Origin of the sequence: Leifsonia shinshuensis (assembly GCF_022606355.1) — a bacterium.
GTDB lineage: Bacteria > Actinomycetota > Actinomycetes > Actinomycetales > Microbacteriaceae > Leifsonia > Leifsonia shinshuensis_B.
Genome location: NZ_JAHHZQ010000003.1, coordinates 506349 through 521963, shown reverse-complemented (window position 1 = coordinate 521963; position 15615 = coordinate 506349). Strand labels below are relative to the sequence as shown.

Annotated in this window: 11 protein-coding genes; 7 read left to right on the top strand and 4 right to left on the bottom strand. The window is 67.8% G+C overall.

Annotated features, from left to right (window positions below):
• Window positions 1-11: 11 nt before the first annotated feature.
• Window positions 12-4502, top strand: coding sequence for a polysaccharide lyase family 8 super-sandwich domain-containing protein (locus KNO15_RS13900; RefSeq protein ID WP_241704339.1), 4491 nt, complete (start codon window positions 12-14; stop codon window positions 4500-4502).
• 8 nt (window positions 4503-4510) lie between these two features.
• Entirely contained in the window at window positions 4511-5254 is a 744-nt protein-coding gene (locus KNO15_RS13895; RefSeq protein ID WP_241704680.1) for an HAD-IIB family hydrolase, read from the top strand.
• Window positions 5255-5284: 30 nt separating this feature from the next.
• On the opposite strand, the gene KNO15_RS13890 is transcribed toward KNO15_RS13895, so the two are convergent.
• Complete coding sequence (locus KNO15_RS13890; protein WP_241704337.1) at window positions 5285-6136, bottom strand: helix-turn-helix domain-containing protein; 852 nt, start codon at window positions 6134-6136, stop codon at window positions 5285-5287.
• Between the two features lie 101 nt (window positions 6137-6237).
• Here KNO15_RS13890 and KNO15_RS13885 point away from each other — a divergent pair, with 101 nt between their 5' ends.
• Window positions 6238-6927, top strand: a complete 690-nt coding sequence (locus tag KNO15_RS13885; RefSeq protein ID WP_241704336.1) for an SDR family NAD(P)-dependent oxidoreductase — start codon at window positions 6238-6240, stop codon at window positions 6925-6927.
• A gap of 98 nt (window positions 6928-7025) precedes the next feature.
• On the opposite strand, the gene KNO15_RS13880 is transcribed toward KNO15_RS13885, so the two are convergent.
• The 3 genes from KNO15_RS13880 to KNO15_RS13870 form a co-directional block, all read right to left on the bottom strand.
• Window positions 7026-8840: an alkaline phosphatase family protein gene (locus KNO15_RS13880; protein ID WP_241704334.1), complete on the bottom strand. Its 1815-nt coding sequence runs from the start codon at window positions 8838-8840 to the stop codon at window positions 7026-7028.
• A 173-nt stretch (window positions 8841-9013) separates the two neighbouring features.
• Window positions 9014-9718, bottom strand: coding sequence for a hypothetical protein (locus KNO15_RS13875; protein WP_241704332.1), 705 nt, complete (start codon window positions 9716-9718; stop codon window positions 9014-9016).
• Window positions 9719-9754: 36 nt separating this feature from the next.
• On the bottom strand, window positions 9755-10804 hold the full coding sequence (locus KNO15_RS13870; protein WP_241704330.1) for a glycoside hydrolase family 68 protein: 1050 nt from the start codon (window positions 10802-10804) through the stop codon (window positions 9755-9757).
• A 125-nt stretch (window positions 10805-10929) separates the two neighbouring features.
• Between KNO15_RS13870 and KNO15_RS13865 the strand changes: the two genes are divergently transcribed.
• The 4 genes from KNO15_RS13865 to KNO15_RS13850 all read left to right on the top strand — a co-directional run bounded on the left by KNO15_RS13865 (window position 10930) and on the right by KNO15_RS13850 (window position 15599).
• A complete protein-coding gene (locus tag KNO15_RS13865; RefSeq protein WP_241704329.1) occupies window positions 10930-12375 on the top strand; it encodes a GH32 C-terminal domain-containing protein in 1446 nt (481 codons plus the stop codon).
• Between the two features lie 43 nt (window positions 12376-12418).
• The gene (locus KNO15_RS13860) at window positions 12419-13753 is read left to right on the top strand and encodes an ABC transporter substrate-binding protein (RefSeq protein ID WP_241704328.1); all 1335 of its coding nucleotides are present in this window, start codon (window positions 12419-12421) and stop codon (window positions 13751-13753) included.
• Window positions 13754-13815: 62 nt separating this feature from the next.
• A complete protein-coding gene (locus KNO15_RS13855) occupies window positions 13816-14697 on the top strand; it encodes a carbohydrate ABC transporter permease (RefSeq protein ID WP_241704327.1) in 882 nt (293 codons plus the stop codon).
• Window positions 14694-15599, top strand: coding sequence for a carbohydrate ABC transporter permease (locus KNO15_RS13850; protein ID WP_241704326.1), 906 nt, complete (start codon window positions 14694-14696; stop codon window positions 15597-15599). The genes KNO15_RS13855 and KNO15_RS13850 overlap by 4 nt, the downstream gene beginning before the upstream one ends.
• The last annotated feature ends 16 nt before the right edge of the window (window positions 15600-15615 follow it).

Sequence of the window (15615 nt, the reverse complement as noted above, 5' to 3'; positions counted from 1 at the left end):
GAGTCCACGCAATGACGCGTCACCCGGAATCACCGAACGCCCCACGCTCCTCGCTCCTGCGTCGCGGCCGCCTCTCGGCTGTCGCGGCGTTCCTCCTCGCCGCTGTCCTGAGCGCAGCCGGCCTCGCGGTCCCCGCTCAGGCGGCGGATCTCCAGACCGACGTCTCCACGATCGTCTCGCGGCTGCAGGACTACTACCTGAGCCAGGGCGACGAGGTGCAGATCGCGAACGGCATCTACCTGGCACAGACGTCGAACGCGCAGGACTACGTCGCGTCGCAGAACGCCGACGGCTCGTGGTCGGACGTGAACTACCAGGACACGACGAGCTCGGCGAACGGTAAGACGTGGGACGCCTACAAGGCGCTCTACCGGATGGTCGCGATCGCGCAGGCCTACCAGGACAAGACGCAGAAGGGCTACCACGACGCCTCCCTGATCGGGGCGGAGGAGCGCGCGCTGGCGTACTGGGACCAGGTGAACCCCGGCAACACGAACTGGTGGGAGACCGAGATCGGCGAGTCCATCGCCATGGGCCGCATCTCGATCTTCGTGGGCGACGCGCTCAGCCCGGATGCCGCCGCCCTGGCCATCAAGCACAACCAGGGCAAGCTCGACCCCGCCGGCGCGAATGGCGCCTGGCGCACGTCCGACTACCTCTACAAGGCCCTCGCCACCCGCGATGCCGCGGCGATCAGCGCCGGGTTCGCAACGATGGTGCAGACCGTCGCTGTGGACGACTCCGGCACCGTGCAGGAGGCCGTGCAGCCGGACGCGACGTTCTGGGCGCACGGAGCGCAGCTCTACAGCGAGGGCTACGGCATGGCTCTGTTCACCATGGTGGCGATGTGGGCGGACTCCGCCCGCGGCACGAGCCTCGCGTTCACCCGCGACCAGCTCGACACGATCGCGTTCTACATCATCGACGGCACCCGCTGGCTCATCCGCGGCGAGCTCCAGATGCTCTACCTCCTGTACCGCCCGGCGACCACCGTCGACGGGGTCACCAGCTACGCTGCGGTGTTCCTCGACCCGCTGGACCGGATGGCGCGCACCGACCCGCTCTACGCGACCGACTACCGCGAGCTGGCGGACAACATCCGCGGCAAGACGGCCGGCAATGGGGCGATCGGCGACACGTACTTCTGGCGGTCGGAGTTCTCCTCGCACCAGCGGGCGGACTACGGAATCGTGACCGGGCTGAACTCCAACCGCACCGTCGGCAGCGAGTACCGCTCGACCATCCGCAAGGACGTCGGCAACGAGGTCGTCTGGAACCGCACCGGCACCACGGCGATCCAGGTGACGAACAAGGAGTACACGGACCTGGGACCGGCGTTCGACTGGTTCCACTACCCGGGCACGACCGTCCCGTACGTGAAGGAGACCACTCTCGGCCCGAACGGTCGCTCGGCCAACGGCGGCGCGTTCACGGGCGGCGTCTCGGACGGCAGCTACGGGGCGACCGTGGAGAGCTTGGACCGCGTCGGGACGCAAGCACAGAAGAGCTACTACTACTTCGACGACGAGATGGTGGCACTCGGGTCGGGCATCCAGTCGACCTCGACGGCGCCCATCCACACGACCGTCAACCAGGTCTCGGCCAAGAGCAACGCGACCGTCGACGGCCAGAAGGTCGCCGCCGGAACCGACGGGCAGGTCGTGCAGAACCCGTCCTGGGCCTACAACGACAAGGTCGGCTACGTCTTCCCGTCCGGCCAGCCCGTGACGGTCTCCGACAAGACCCAGACCGGCAGCTACTACGGTGACCAGCCGGAGAGCCACGACGCGTTCACGCTGTACTTCGATCACGGCACGGCGCCGAAGAACGCCGGCTACGAGTACATCGTGCTCCCGGCCAAGACGGCCGCGCAGACTCAGGCCTACGCGGCGAGCCCGGCGGTGAAGATCCTGCGGAACGACACGTCGGTGCAGGCCGTGCAGCACGCGGGGCTGAAGCGCACGATGGCCACCTTCTACCAGGCGGGCTCCCTCGACCTCGGCGACGGCCGCACCCTGACGGTGAGCCGGCCGAGCATCGTGATGCTCGACGAGTCCTCCGGGACCCCGGTGGTCAGCCTGTCCAACCCGAGCCAGCCGGGCCTCCTGGTGGATGTGACGCTGAGCGGGGGTGCGGGGACGTCGCACGGCACCTTCGTGCTCGGCAGCGGCGCGAACCTCGGCAAGACCGTGACAGAGCCCCTGGCGGCGGACGACCCGAACGGGTCGCCCTTCGTCGTGCGGCTCGCGGCCGGCTCGTACGCCATGGGCGCCGACGTCGATTGGGGCACCGATTACGCGAGCCGGTACCTGGTGCAGACCTCGACGGACGGCGCGAACTGGACCGACCAGAAGATGGTCCAGAACCCCTCCGGCGGACACCAGCACGTCGACTTCCCGGCGACGGCGGCCAACTTCGTCCGCGTCCTGCCGCTGGACGGGCCGCGCGCCGGCTCGTTCTCGATCGCGAAGCTCACGCCGGTCTCGTCCGTGAACCTGGCACTCGGGGCCCCGACGACCGCCTCCGACGGCACTGGCCCGGGCAGCGCGACCGACGCGAACCTGACCACCCGGTGGATCGCCGACCGCACGGGTTCGCCCGACACCTCCTGGCTGCAGGTCGACCTCGGCACGGTGCAGAAGATCGGCGCGGTGCGGTTGTACTGGGAGGCGTCCTACGCCAGCCAGTACAAGATCCAGGTGTCGGACGACGGTACGACCTGGCGCGACGCCTACGCGACACCGGCCGCAGGCAGCGATGGCGGCACCGACCTCGTGGCGCTGAACGCGACAGGGCGCTACGTGCGGATGCAGACGGTCAAGCGAGCGCTGACCACCTACGGGGTCTCGGTGTGGGAGTTCGAGGTGTTCGGCGACAGCGCCATCACGACGGCGCCGACCACGACGGGCAGGGTGAACCTCGCGCAGGGCAAGCCGACGACCGCGGATAGCGTGTACAACAACCTGGCGAACGTGCAGCCGACGGCGGCGACCGACGGCTCGAAGACCACGAAATGGTCCTCGGCCCGGCCGACCGGAGCCGCGCCCTACACGAACCGGAACTGGCTGCAGGTCGACCTCGGCAGTGTGCAGCCGGTGTCGCAGGCCGTCGTCGAATGGGAGACAGGGAACTCCACCGACTATCAGCTCGAAGGGTCGGTGAACGGCACCGACTGGACGCCGCTCGCACACGTGCAGAACTCGGGCACGGCCGACCACCGGCGGGACACGACCGACTTCGCGGTGGCGGAGGTGCGGTACGTCCGCGTGATCGGGTCGCCGTCGACCAAGTACGGGCTCAACATCTGGGAGTTCGAGGTCTATGGCGGCTACAGCCTGTCGTGCACCGCACCGGTGAAGGCCGACCGTGACGGCGTCGCGACGGCGACGGCGACCATCACCCCGGTGATGAGCGGGGACGCGATCGCCGCGTACTCGCTCGACCCCGGCGTCGCGGCCGTGGCGGCCACGCCGCAGGCGACCGCCGACGGAAGGATCACCGTCGACCTGAAGACGGGTGCACCGGGAAACACCTCCCTCCTGATCGCGCACGCCGCCGGCGACGAATTCGTGTGGTGCCCGGTCAGCGTCGCGGTGGACACGACCGTGCTGCAGGCACTGGTCGAGCGGGCCGACGGCCTGGACAGCACGGTGTACTCGGCCACGAGCTGGTCTCCCCTGATCCCGGCTCTGGAGGCCGCGAAGGTGACGCTGAAGGCCACCGGCGCCACTCAGGCCGTGATCGACGCCCGCGCGTCGGCGCTGAAGGCCGCCCTCGACGGGCTCAAGGCGACAGCCACCGTCGGCGCGGCGGACGTCACGGCGAAGTGGGGAACCGCCGCGAAGGTCACCGTGACCGTGACGTCGGCGCTGCCGGTGAACGGCCAGGTCGCCCTGACCGAAGGGGACACGGACCGTGGACTCGCGACTCTGGTCGACGGAGTCGCCGAGTTCACCCTCCCTGTCGGTCTCGCGGCCGGAGACCACACGATGACGGCGACGTTCCGGGGGAGCGAGACCGTGGAGGGCGCCAGCGCCAGCATGACCGTCGCCGTCGCGCTCCCGGCCGCGTGGAGCAAGACGACGAGCTACAAGACCGGCGACATCGTCAGCTACAACGGATCGGTGTACAAGGCCGGATGGTCCACCAAGGGAGAACAGCCCGGCTCGAGCAACACCGGAGCCTGGCAGGAACTCGCGATGACCGAGTCCGGCGCGGCCGTCTGGACGCGGTCCCGCGTCTTCAACGCCGGTGACACCGTCGTCTATCAGGGCAAGACGTTCCGCGCCGACTGGTACACCCGCAACGAGGTCCCCGGGTCCGTGACAGGACCGTGGGAGGAGATCGCCACGGCGCCCGACGGCACGGCGCTGTGGACGCCATCCCGCGTCTTCAACGCCGGCGACAGGGCGAGCTACAACGGCGTCGTCTACGTGGCCAAGTGGTACTCCCGCAACCAGGCTCCGGGGGCCGCCAACGGTCCCTGGGCGGTGGCGGGCTGACAGGCATGATGCCCCGCCTCGTCGCCTTCGACCTCGACGACACCCTCGCACCGTCGAAGTCGCCCGTCGATCCCACGATGGCGGAACTGCTCCGCCGCCTCCTCGAGCAGACGGACGTGTGCGTGATCTCGGGAGGACGATTCGAGCAGTTCCGCGACCAGCTGCTTTCACGCCTGCCGACATCCACCACGCTCGAACGTCTGCACCTCATGCCGACCTGCGGGACGCGCTACCTCCGCTGGGACCACACCCGGTGGAGGCTCCAATACGCCGAGAACCTCAGCGATGACGAGCGTGCGGAGGCGCTCGCCGCGGTCGAGGAGGAGGCCTCGAGACTGGGCCTGTGGGAGGAGAGGACCTGGGGACCCGTGATCGAAGACCGCGGATCCCAGATCACCTTCTCCGCGCTCGGCCAGTCGGCGCCGATCGAGGACAAATCCGGCTGGGACCCCGGCGGGTCGCGACGCAGCGCCCTGCGCGCGGCGGTGCAGTCCCGGCTCCCCGGTCTGGAAGTGCGGGCGGGAGGCTCGACGAGCATCGACATCACCCGGCGCGGAGTGGACAAGGCGTACGGGATGGCGAAGCTCGCAGCCCTGAGCGGCATCCCGCTCGCCGACATGCTGTTCGTCGGAGACCGGCTCGATCCTGAGGGCAACGACTATCCCGTCATCGCGCTCGGGCTTCGGACCAGGGCGGTGGCGGATTGGACGGAGACGGCGTTGCTCGTCGAACAGCTGATCACGGCTGCGTGATCGTGAAGAGACCGCGGATCCCAGGGGACTCTAGCGCCGGGCTCGGACGGTGGAGCGGTGTCGCAGGCGCTCGAGGAGCTCGGCGTCCCGGGTGCCCGGCTCGGCCGAATAGAGCACGATGCGCAGGTCGCTCCCGTCGAGGGTCAGCACGTCGCAGTCGAGGGTGATCGGGCCGAGGTCGGGGTGGACGACCGTCTTGCGCGAGGGGCTGTTCGGAGCGGCTTCGTATCGCCGCCAGAGGTCGGCGAAGCGGGGATTCGCCTCGCGCAGCGCGGCGGTGAGCTCGCGGACGGCACGGTCGTCGGGGTATCGGTCCGCGGCGCGCCGCAGATCGGCGACCATCTCGCGTTCGAAGGCGTCCGCATGCAGGGCGTCGCGCTCGACGCGCGAGCCGGTCGCCTGCTCTGCGGTGAAGTAGCGCCAGATCAGATTGCGGGCGCGCGCGTCCAGCGCCGCCGGGTCGCCGAGCAGCGCGGCCCAGAGCGGATTCCACTGCACGGTGTCCCAGGCGGCCGTGAACACGGCGAGCGGGGTGTCCGACATCCGGTCGATCATCAGCTGCACACCGCGTGGAACCGCGCGGGGGACTGAGCCGGAAGGCGGGGGCACCGCGCCCGCCAGGCGGTACAGCAACTCGCGCTCGCCCGGTGGCAGCCGCAGCGCCCGTGCGAGGGCTCCGAGAACCTGCGGCGACGGGTTCGTGGCGCGACCCTGTTCGAGCCTGACCAGGTAGTCGACCGAGATTCCGACCAGCAGGGCGAGTTCTTCGCGACGGAGACCGGGCACGCGACGGTCTCCACCGGCGGGCAGACCCGCCTCGGCCGGGGTGATGCGCTCACGCCACGCGCGCACCGCCGCGCCGAGCTCGATTCCGGTTGCCACCTCCCCAGTATCCGCCGCGTCGCAGCGGGCCGCCTGGTACTGGGAGTCCTACGGCGCGCGGGAGCCTGGGCCGTCGGCGCCCCGCCAGCCACCCTGAGGACATGACAACAACCCTCATCACCGGGGCCAACAAGGGCCTCGGCTACGAAACCGCCCGCCGTCTGCTGGCGGCCGGCCATGACGTCTGGATCGGTGCCCGTGACGTCGAGCGTGGGCGAGCTGCCGCGGCTGCACTCGGTGCGCGCGTCGTCCAGCTCGATGTCACCGAGGACGCGACCGTGGCGGCGGCCGCCGAGACGCTGCGCGCCGAGGCCGGCCGCGTCGACGTCCTGATCAACAATGCGGGCATCAGCGGCGGCCGCGTCCCGGTCGCCGAGCTCACGGCCGATCACGTCCGCACGGTCTACGAGACGAACGTGTTCGGCGTCGTCCGGGTAACCCAGGCCTTCCTGCCTCTCCTCCAGGCGGCGGAGGCTCCCGCGGTCATCGTCGTGACGAGCGGGCTCGGGTCGTTCCACCAGGTCACGGAGACCGAATGGGGCCGCTACGGCTCCATCACCTACAGCTCGTCGAAGTCCGCGGCGACGATGCTCGCCGTGCAGTACGCGCGGGCTCTCCCGGACATCCGCTTCAACGCTGTGGATCCCGGCTACACCGCGACCGACTTCAACCGGCGTCAGGGTACCCAGACCGTGGAGGAGGGCACGGACGCCGTCGTGCGGCTTGCGCTCCTCGGCGGCGCCGGACCGACCGGAACCCTCACCGATCGCGACGGCACGGTCCCCTGGTAGGCCGGAAGCGGGCGGGATCCCGGTCGAGCCGGCTGAGGGCCGGGGCGGTGAGCCCCGGCCCTGCGCGGTGGGTCAGATCGTCTCCGGATGCGTGTGCATCATCGATCGTGTCGCGATCCGGCGATGCCAGGAAGCACCCGGGTGCCTTCCTTCTGAACGGCGGTCAGAGACGACGGGTCGAGGCCGAGGGTCGCCAGGATGGTCGGCGCGACCTGGGTGGTCTCCACGGGCGTCGAGGTCACCTGCGCCGGGACGCCGGGGCCGTCGACGACCATCAGTACGTGACGGTCGCCGGTGTTCATGCCGCCGTGCTCAGCGAGCTTGGTCGGGCCCGAGTAGACGACGCCCTCCTGCACCTCACCGAAGACGTCGGGGTAGTGACCGTTGTCGACCGCGACGCCGAAGAAGCTCGCGGCGTCCTTTCCGGCCCAGACCTGGCTCAGCCCCGAGTGCTCCACGGTGACGGTGGCACCGGCGGCGTTGATGCCCTGAGCCGTGTGGCTCCAGAGGTGAGCCTTGACGAAGTCGTCGGCGGTCTGCGAGTTGTCCGACAGGTAGGACTGCCAGAGGTCGTCGTCGGTGCCGGCCACGATCAGCTTCGTGTTGCTCGGATGGGTCTGCGCCCATGCGGCATTGATCGCGTCGATGATGGGGCCGTCCTTCACCGTCACCAGCTTGGCCGGGTCCTGGGGCGACTGACCGTGCTTCGCGGTGAGCACGATCGTCGTCTTGCCGGTCAGGCCCTCCTTGTGGATGGTCGAGACCACACGGTCCAGTTGGGTGTCGACGTAGTCCAGTGCGCTGGAGAGAACCGGCCCGGGGACGAGCTTGCCGTTCACCCGCTGGTATCCGCCGGCCTGCGGTGCGCTGGTGGTGTAGGAACCGTCGGCGTTCTTGATCAGCGTGGTCGGCGTCGACTTGATCTTCTGGGCGACCGAGACGGTCTGGAAGTTCATCCCCAGGATGGCGGGAACGCCGACCTTGGTCTTACCCGAGTGGTCGAGCCCGTCGAGCTCGTTCACCACGGCTTGCACCTTGTACCCGTCGTACTGTTTGGTGGCGGCATCGATGTGCGCCCAGTCGTCGTCTTGTGGATAGGGCACGCCGTTCGGCATGACGGCTTGCGAGTCGATCTCCGGGGAGAACAGGTCGTCGATGCTCTGCCCGTTCGATCCCGGACCATTGAACGATGCGTACACCTCGTGCTTGTCCGACCACGCGGTTCGCAGACCGGCCTTGTGGATGACCTGGAAGATCGTGTTGTCCCCGAGGTAGTCCCACGGCGTGATCGGCTTGCACGTCGCCGGGTCGACCGGGAACGTCGCGGGATTCAGGGAGGACTTCGGATCGAATTTCAGGTTCATGATCGCGGCGGGGTTCTTGTCCACGCCTGCAGGGTAGAGGGAGCCGTTCTCGTCGAACGACGGGAATGCTCCGTTCGCCGCGTTGAGGAAGTCGGGAACCGCGGGGAGCGCGTCGTCGGGAGAGTCATAGATGACGTCGCCGCCGGTCGCCGCCTTGCCCGGGGTGCACGCGGATCCGGCCTCATCCACGGTGTGGCTGTATTCGACGTCGTAGAAGACGCCGGTCGTCTTGGGGTTGCCGCCGGTCATCAGCGCGGTGCCGCCCGGGTCGGAGTCGGACGGATTGGACGTCACCGCGTTGACGTACTCGCTGCCATGGTGCGTCAGTTCGGCGAGCGTCGAACCCGGGTGCTGGGAGATGTACCAGTCGAGGTCGCTCTGGTGCATGCCGTCGATGGAGATGAGCAGGACGTGCCGTGAATGCTCCCCGGCGTGGAGGGACTCCGCCGATGCGCTCGCCGCCCCGCCCCACCCTGCGAAACTCGCGGCGGCAAGGCCCGCAAGGCTCATGGCGGCGACCGCCGTACGTGCCCGTGTTCTGGATTCCATCGCATTCCTCCGTCATCAGCCCGGCGGCGGCGCATCCCGATGACACCCCGACCTGCTCGCGCATTCTCAGCGTGGGCACGGGAGGTGAATTCCGCGGGAATCGTTGATGACCTCGATGCGAATGAAACCTTCGGGAGCGTACAGGTCAGACGATGACGAGACTCAGGAGCCCGCTAAGACCACTCGATGCGCACGTCGACGCTCTTCCAGCGCTGGTACTGGATGGTCAGCGTGATGATCGAGGTGAGTGTCGACACCAGGAACGCTGAAGAGATCCGTTCGACCCAACCTTTGATCTCTACGAGCGTCGCGTCAGCGCCGCCGAAGAAGGCCAGGGCGACGCTGACCGCGAAGGTGGCGACGAATGCGACGAGCAGGAACCAGAACAGGCGATACTCGGTAACCCGTTCGAAGCGGACGAACTGCCTGAAACCGTACGTGTGAATGTTCGTCATCGTCCCCGACGCTGCCGGACTGGACGAGTTCGCCTCGAGAAGCTCGATCCGGGTGAAGACCGGCTGATTGGCCGGGGTCTTCGACTCGAGCACTGGGATGAGCGTCTTGCAGACCCCTTCGACCAGGTGCTGCATCTCCTCGTGACGAGCGTTGTCCTTGACGACACGGAAGTGGATCGCACCGACGTTCTCCAACGACGCCATTCCGTACTCGTTGTTGCCGACGTCGATCAGCACCCGGTCGGCGAGCTGCAGTCGGGTTCGTGCGTGAGGAGAGAACTTCTCCAGGAGCGACTGCGTGAGTTCCTCGTCGACCGCCTTGTCTGCGGACGGCCTCACCAGCCATCCCGTGGGTTGCAGCAACTCGATCAGCTGCTGTTTCGATTCGACGTCGACTATCGGTGCATTGATGAGCGCTCGCATCGCTTCCCTCCCGCGCCGAATCGGACTGGGATCCGACTATATACGCGAGGAACGCCTGCGCGGGCGCGCCGGGGTAACAGCCGAACCTTGCGCGGCGAGCGGCGTGCTCGCCGCGCGCGATGACAAGCGCGCCGGCAGGTCCGCGACGATCAGCCGGCCGTCCACCCAGCCGACCGGCATCGGGTCGGTGATCGAGCCGATGAACGGGGTGTCGTCGCCGGCGAGCTCGAAGGCGAGCATCGCCCATCGACCGTCCCGCTGCCGGATGAGCCGGCCGCTGTAGAGCCGGTCGTCGGTGAGCGGGTAGGCGGCGTCGATGTCGAACGGGCCGACGAGGCTCTCCGCCGGCGCCGCCCAGATTCCTCCGGTGCGGTCTCGTCGCGCGAGGCTCGCGTGTTCGGCGAGGCAGGAGAACACGAGAACGGCGTGCCCGTCGACGATTTCGGTCTGCATCACCTCGAGCTGTCCGAAACCGCGCGGGGCGGGCGCGGTCAGCGGTTCCTGCAATCGCCAGCGGTCGAGGTCGGGGGAGGTGGCGTGGCCGACGACTCCGCGAGTGAACGGGTCGGCTCCGGTCCGCGCTCGGGCGGTGATCAGCATGTGCCAGCCGTGGCCGGAGGGGTCGGCGAACACCCACGGGTCGCGGAACGCTTCGTCGTGCCACTGTTCCGACAGGGTCTCGTACCATCGCCCGTCGGCGGTCAGCACCGGATTCGCCGGCGATTTCGTCCAGCTGAGCAGGTCGGGCGAGGTGGCGACGCCGATGCTCTGGATGTTCTTCGTGCCGTCCGGGGCACGGGTGGAGCCGGTGTAGAACAGTCGCCAGCGCCCGTCTGCGCCGCGGATCGTCGAGCCTGTCCAGGTGGCCAGGTCATCGAAGGCCGGCGCGTCCGAGCGCACGAGCGCGTCTTCGATCCTTGTCCAGTCGGTCAGGTCGTCAGACACCGCGTGCCCGATCGATGCCCGGTAGTGACGCGCCTCCGGGTCCTTGAGCGCACGCGACGCGTAGAGGAAGAACAGATGGTATCGGTCGCCGTCGTCGGCGAACCAGAAGTCCCAGACCCACGAATCCGGCAAGAAGAACATGGTGACCCTTTCGTGACGACGTCGTCGTGCTTAAACGCTTGACCATCACTCTAGCGTGAGTTATCGTGAGCTGGTCAAACGCTTTAGCGGATTCAGTGATGAGTCCAGAAAGGTCATCGACGCCGATGCCACGCCCCGTCTTCTTCCGCCCTTCCGATGGTTGGGTGGGCGACATCATCCCGTTCGAGAGGGATGGCGAGTTCTACCTCTTCTACCTGCACGAGCTCCGGGAGACGCCGAAACCGGGCACTCCCTGGAACCTCGTGGTCACCGATGATTTCGTCACCTTCGACGATCGCGGTGTCTCGCTTCCCGCGGGCGGGGCGGACGAGGAGGACTTCAACGCGTACACGGGAAGTGTCGTCGACGGACCGGACGGGCTCGTCCACCTCTTCTACACCGCACAGAACCCGAACCGGCTCGGCGCCGACGGCCTCCCGCTCCAGCTGGTCGCCCACGCGACGAGCGCCGACGGAATGCGCTCCTGGGTGAAGCATCCCGAGCTGACGTTCGGGGCTCCGGCCGGGTACGAGACGGCGGACTGGCGGGATCCGTTCGTCTTCCGGGATGAGGACAAGGGCAGCTGGCGGATGCTGGTCGCCGCCCGTCACCGCGACGGGGCGGAGCGGCGCCGTGGTGTGATCGCCGAGCTGCGTTCCACGGATCTGCGGCAGTGGACGCCGGCACAGCCGTTCTGGGACCCCCGACGCTACATCACCCACGAATGCCCGGACGTGTTCCAGTGGGGCGACTGGTGGTACCTGGTCTACTCGGAGTTCTCCGAGTCGTTCACCACCCGCTACCGGATGGCGCGAACACCGGACGGCCCCTGGATCGTCCCCGACCACGACAGCATCGACGGCCGGGCCTACTACGCCGCCAAGACCGCCGAACGCGACGGCCGCCGGTTCTTCTTCGGCTGGATCGCCACCAAAGACGGGCAGACGGACGACGGCGCCTGGCAGTGGGCCGGCACCATGTCGGTGCTCGAGGCGTCGCAGCGCCCGGACGGGTCGCTCGCGTTCGGGTTGCCGCGCGAGCTCGTCGACAGTTTCGACCAGGAGCTCCCGCTGCGATTCGCCGAGCCGCTCCCGATCGGTTTCACCACCCTCGACGGGTACGCCGACACGATCTCGGTCGATGAACTCCCTGACACCTTCTATGCGCGAGCGGAGATCGACATCGCGCCGGACACCTCCGAGACCGGCCTCCTGCTGCGCGCGACCGACGATGGCGACCGTTCCTACGTGCTCCGACTCGAACCGCGTCGCGGCCGTGTCGTGTTCGATCGCTGGCCGCGGGAGAAGACCGGGGACGCCCAGTGGCATGTCTCCGGCGACGTCCCGTTCGAGATCGAGCTGGAGCGGCCCTGCACCCTGGCGCCGGGCCGCCACACCATCGAGATCGTCGCCGACGACGACATCCTCGTCGCGGTCATCGACCGTTCCGTGTCATTGAGCACCCGGATCTACGGGCACCCGGACGGGCGGCTCGGATTCTTCGCCGGAGAGGGCGGCGCGACCCTCCAGGCGCTTCACGTGTACCAGCGCGCCGAAACCCCTGCACCATGACCCGAACCGCCTAGCGATTCCAATCAAAGAAGATGGAGACACCATGAAGAAACTGCTCGGGACAGTCGCTGCCGCTGCGGCGCTCGCCCTCGCACTGGCCGGCTGCAGCTCCGGCGGCGGCGGCAACGCCGACAATGTGAACCCCAGCGGTGCGATCAAGCCTCGGCAGATCTCCTGGCTGCTGTCGCGTCCCGCCGACGGCGGCGTCATCACCACGATGAAGCAGATCGCCGCCGACTACGCGAAGACGCACCCCGGCTTCTCGCTGAACCTGATCACCACCCCCGACCGGCCGTCCTACATCCAGAAGTACGAGACCCTCGCCGCGGCCAACAAGCTGCCGGAGCTGTTCGACACGGACGCGACGCCGTTCGCGGCCAAGCTGGCCAAGCAGGGCAAGATGATCGACGCCGCGAAGCTGCTGAAGAGCCTCGGGCTGTACAACGACTACCGCCCGGCGGCGCTGAACTACCAGCGGTTCGACGACGGGTCCCTCTACACGATCCCGTTCGAGTTCCAGCTCGAGTTCTTCTGGTACAACAAGGCCCTCCTGCAGAAGGCGGGCGTGTCCGTGCCGACCTCGCTGGACGACATCCCCGCCATGTGCACCGCTCTGCGCAAGGCCGGCATCACCCCGCTCGCCCTGGACGGCCAGGACCAGTGGCCGCTGGAACGGTACATGGCGTACCACCCGTTCCGGACGGCCGGCCCGGACTACATCACGAAGCTGAAGAAGGGCGACGCCAAGCTCAGCGACTCCACGGGCACGGCGGCGGCCGACTGGCTCGACAAGCTCGGTCAGGCGAAGTGCTTCGAGGACGGCTTCTCGTCCACGGGGTACTCCGACGCACAGGCGCTGTTCACCTCGGGCAAGGCCGCGATGTACAACATCGGCACCTGGGAGCTCGCCAGCCTGGCGACCGACAAGCTCGACCCGTCGGTGCGCTCCGATGTCGACTACTTCACCCTGCCGACCACCGCCGGCTCGGTGACGACCGCGAACGAGTACGTCTCACCGTCCGGCATCGGAATGGCCGTCAACGCCAAGACCTTCGACCCGCTGGTGCGCGACTTCCTGAAGTACGCGCTCACCCGGTACCCGAAGCTCTACGCGGCGACGGGCGCCCTCTCGCCGACGACCAACGTGCAGACCACGATCCCGGGCAACGCGACGCCGCTGTACAAGAAGGCCGTCGACCAGGCGAACGACCTGGGCGACAAGATCGCGATGCCGTGGGACACCCAGCTGGACCCGACCTCCAACACCCGCCTGCAGCAGGAGTTGACCCTGCTCGTCCAGGGCAACATCAAGCCGGAGGAGTTCATCAGCACGATGGACCAGACCATCGCACAGAATGGCCCGAAGGCCTTCAAGTAACCCAGCTCCGTGAGGGCGGCGCTCCCGAGCGCTGCCCTCACGGGCCCCCTGAAAGGCGTCCCATGCTTCCCAGCCGCTCCCGGCTCTCGGTGCTGGTCTTCCTGATCCCGCCGCTGGCGCTGTACTGCATCGCCGTGCTGTTCCCGATCCTGCAGTCGCTGTTCCTCAGCTTCTTCGAGTGGGACGGCATCAGCGACCTCCAGTTCGTCGGCCTCGCCAACTACATCCACATGTTCACCGGCGACACCGTCTTCTGGCGCGCGTTCTTCAACGCACTCGGCTACCTCGTCATCTGCCTCGTCCTCCAGCTCGGCGGCGGACTCGTCGTCGCGAGCCTGCTGACCTCCCTGCGCCGGGGCCGCGAACTCGTGAAGACCATGTACCTGCTGCCGGCCGTGATCAGCACGGTGGCGATCGCCTTCCTGTTCGCCCGCATCTACTCGGCAGACCCGGTGGGTCTGCTCAACCAGATCCTGCAGTGGGTGGGGCTCGGCGACGTCGCCCGCCCGTGGCTGTCCGACGTCCACACAGTGCTCGCCGCGGTGTCGATCCCCGAGGGGTGGCGGTTCACCGGCCTCTACGTCCTGATCATCTACGCCGCGCTGATCGCCGTTCCTGCAGAGCTGGAGGAGGCCGCCCGCCTGGACGGCGCGAACGCCTGGCGCATCTTCACCAAGATCCGCTTCCCGTACATCCGCCCCGTGTGGATCACCACGGTGATCATGGCCACCACGTATGCGCTGCGCGGCTTCGACATCCCGTACCTGCTCACGAACGGGGGACCGGGGCAGTCCTCCGAGCTGCTGACCACCTACATGTACAAGACCGCGTTCACCAGCACGAACTACGGCTACGCCAGCAGCATCTCCGTCTTCATCGTCGTCGAATGCCTCGTCGCCGTCGGTCTGATCTACCTGCTCCTCCGTCGAAAGGCCGACGCATGACCACCCAGCTCACCCGTCCCGCAGCGACCCGGCCGACCCCGGTCGCACCGCGCCGCCCGGTTCGCCGCCGTCGACGGCCGAACGTCTACCGGTCGCTGAACACGCTGCTGGTCGTCGTCATCGTGATCGTACAGGTCTACCCGCTGCTGTGGCTGTTCCTGACCAGTGTGCGGACCGAGCACGACTTCACCACCGGCAACCCGTTCGCTCTGCCGAGCTCGTTCACCCTGGACAACTACGCCCGGGCGTTCGGCACGGGGAACCTGGGCTTGAACATCCTGAACAGCTTCATCGTGACGATGGGCGCGAACATCCTGATCGTCTTCCTCGGAATGATGGCCGCCTACGCGATCCAGGTCCTCGGATTCCGGCTCGGCAAGCTCGTTCGAGGGCTGTTCCTGATCGGGATCATCGTGCCTGTGCAGATCGCGCTGGTGCCGCTGTTCATCGACTACTCGTCGGTCAACCTCCTCGACACGTACCAGTCGATGATCATCCCTCTCGCCGGGTTCGCCCTGCCGATGTCCGTCTACCTCTTCTCGTCGTTCTTCGAGTACATCCCCCGCGAGACGTACGAGGCGGCCTCCCTCGACGGCGCCGGCCCGTACCGCATCTTCGGGCAGATCACCTTCCCGCTCTCGGTGAACACGATCGTCACCGTCGTGCTGGTCAACAGCATCTTCATCTGGAACGACTTCATCTTCGCCAACACCTTCGTGCTATCCGACGGGTTGAAGACCATCCCGCTGGGGCTGCAGAACTACATCGGAGCAATGGGCAAGGTGGATTGGACGGCGACCTTCGCTGCGGTCTGCGTCACCATCACGCCGTTGCTGCTGGTCTTCCTCGTCTTGAACAAGGCGATGCGCTACGGGCTGGAGAGCGGAGCGACCAAGGGATGACACCGAGCAGTCGGTA

What these genes read in the sequence shown, in the direction of transcription:
- KNO15_RS13865 (WP_241704329.1), top strand. Translation starts at nt 10,930, where the DNA reads ATGCCACGCCCCGTCTTCTTCCGCCCTTCCGATGGTTGGGTGGGCGAC.
- KNO15_RS13855 (WP_241704327.1), top strand. Translation starts at nt 13,816, where the DNA reads ATGCTTCCCAGCCGCTCCCGGCTCTCGGTGCTGGTCTTCCTGATCCCG.
- KNO15_RS13885 (WP_241704336.1), top strand. Translation starts at nt 6,238, where the DNA reads ATGACAACAACCCTCATCACCGGGGCCAACAAGGGCCTCGGCTACGAA.
- KNO15_RS13900 (WP_241704339.1), top strand. Translation starts at nt 12, where the DNA reads ATGACGCGTCACCCGGAATCACCGAACGCCCCACGCTCCTCGCTCCTG.
- KNO15_RS13870 (WP_241704330.1), bottom strand. Translation starts at nt 10,804, where the DNA reads ATGTTCTTCTTGCCGGATTCGTGGGTCTGGGACTTCTGGTTCGCCGAC.
- KNO15_RS13860 (WP_241704328.1), top strand. Translation starts at nt 12,419, where the DNA reads ATGAAGAAACTGCTCGGGACAGTCGCTGCCGCTGCGGCGCTCGCCCTC.
- KNO15_RS13850 (WP_241704326.1), top strand. Translation starts at nt 14,694, where the DNA reads ATGACCACCCAGCTCACCCGTCCCGCAGCGACCCGGCCGACCCCGGTC.
- KNO15_RS13875 (WP_241704332.1), bottom strand. Translation starts at nt 9,718, where the DNA reads ATGCGAGCGCTCATCAATGCACCGATAGTCGACGTCGAATCGAAACAG.
- KNO15_RS13880 (WP_241704334.1), bottom strand. Translation starts at nt 8,840, where the DNA reads ATGGAATCCAGAACACGGGCACGTACGGCGGTCGCCGCCATGAGCCTT.
- KNO15_RS13895 (WP_241704680.1), top strand. Translation starts at nt 4,511, where the DNA reads ATGCCCCGCCTCGTCGCCTTCGACCTCGACGACACCCTCGCACCGTCG.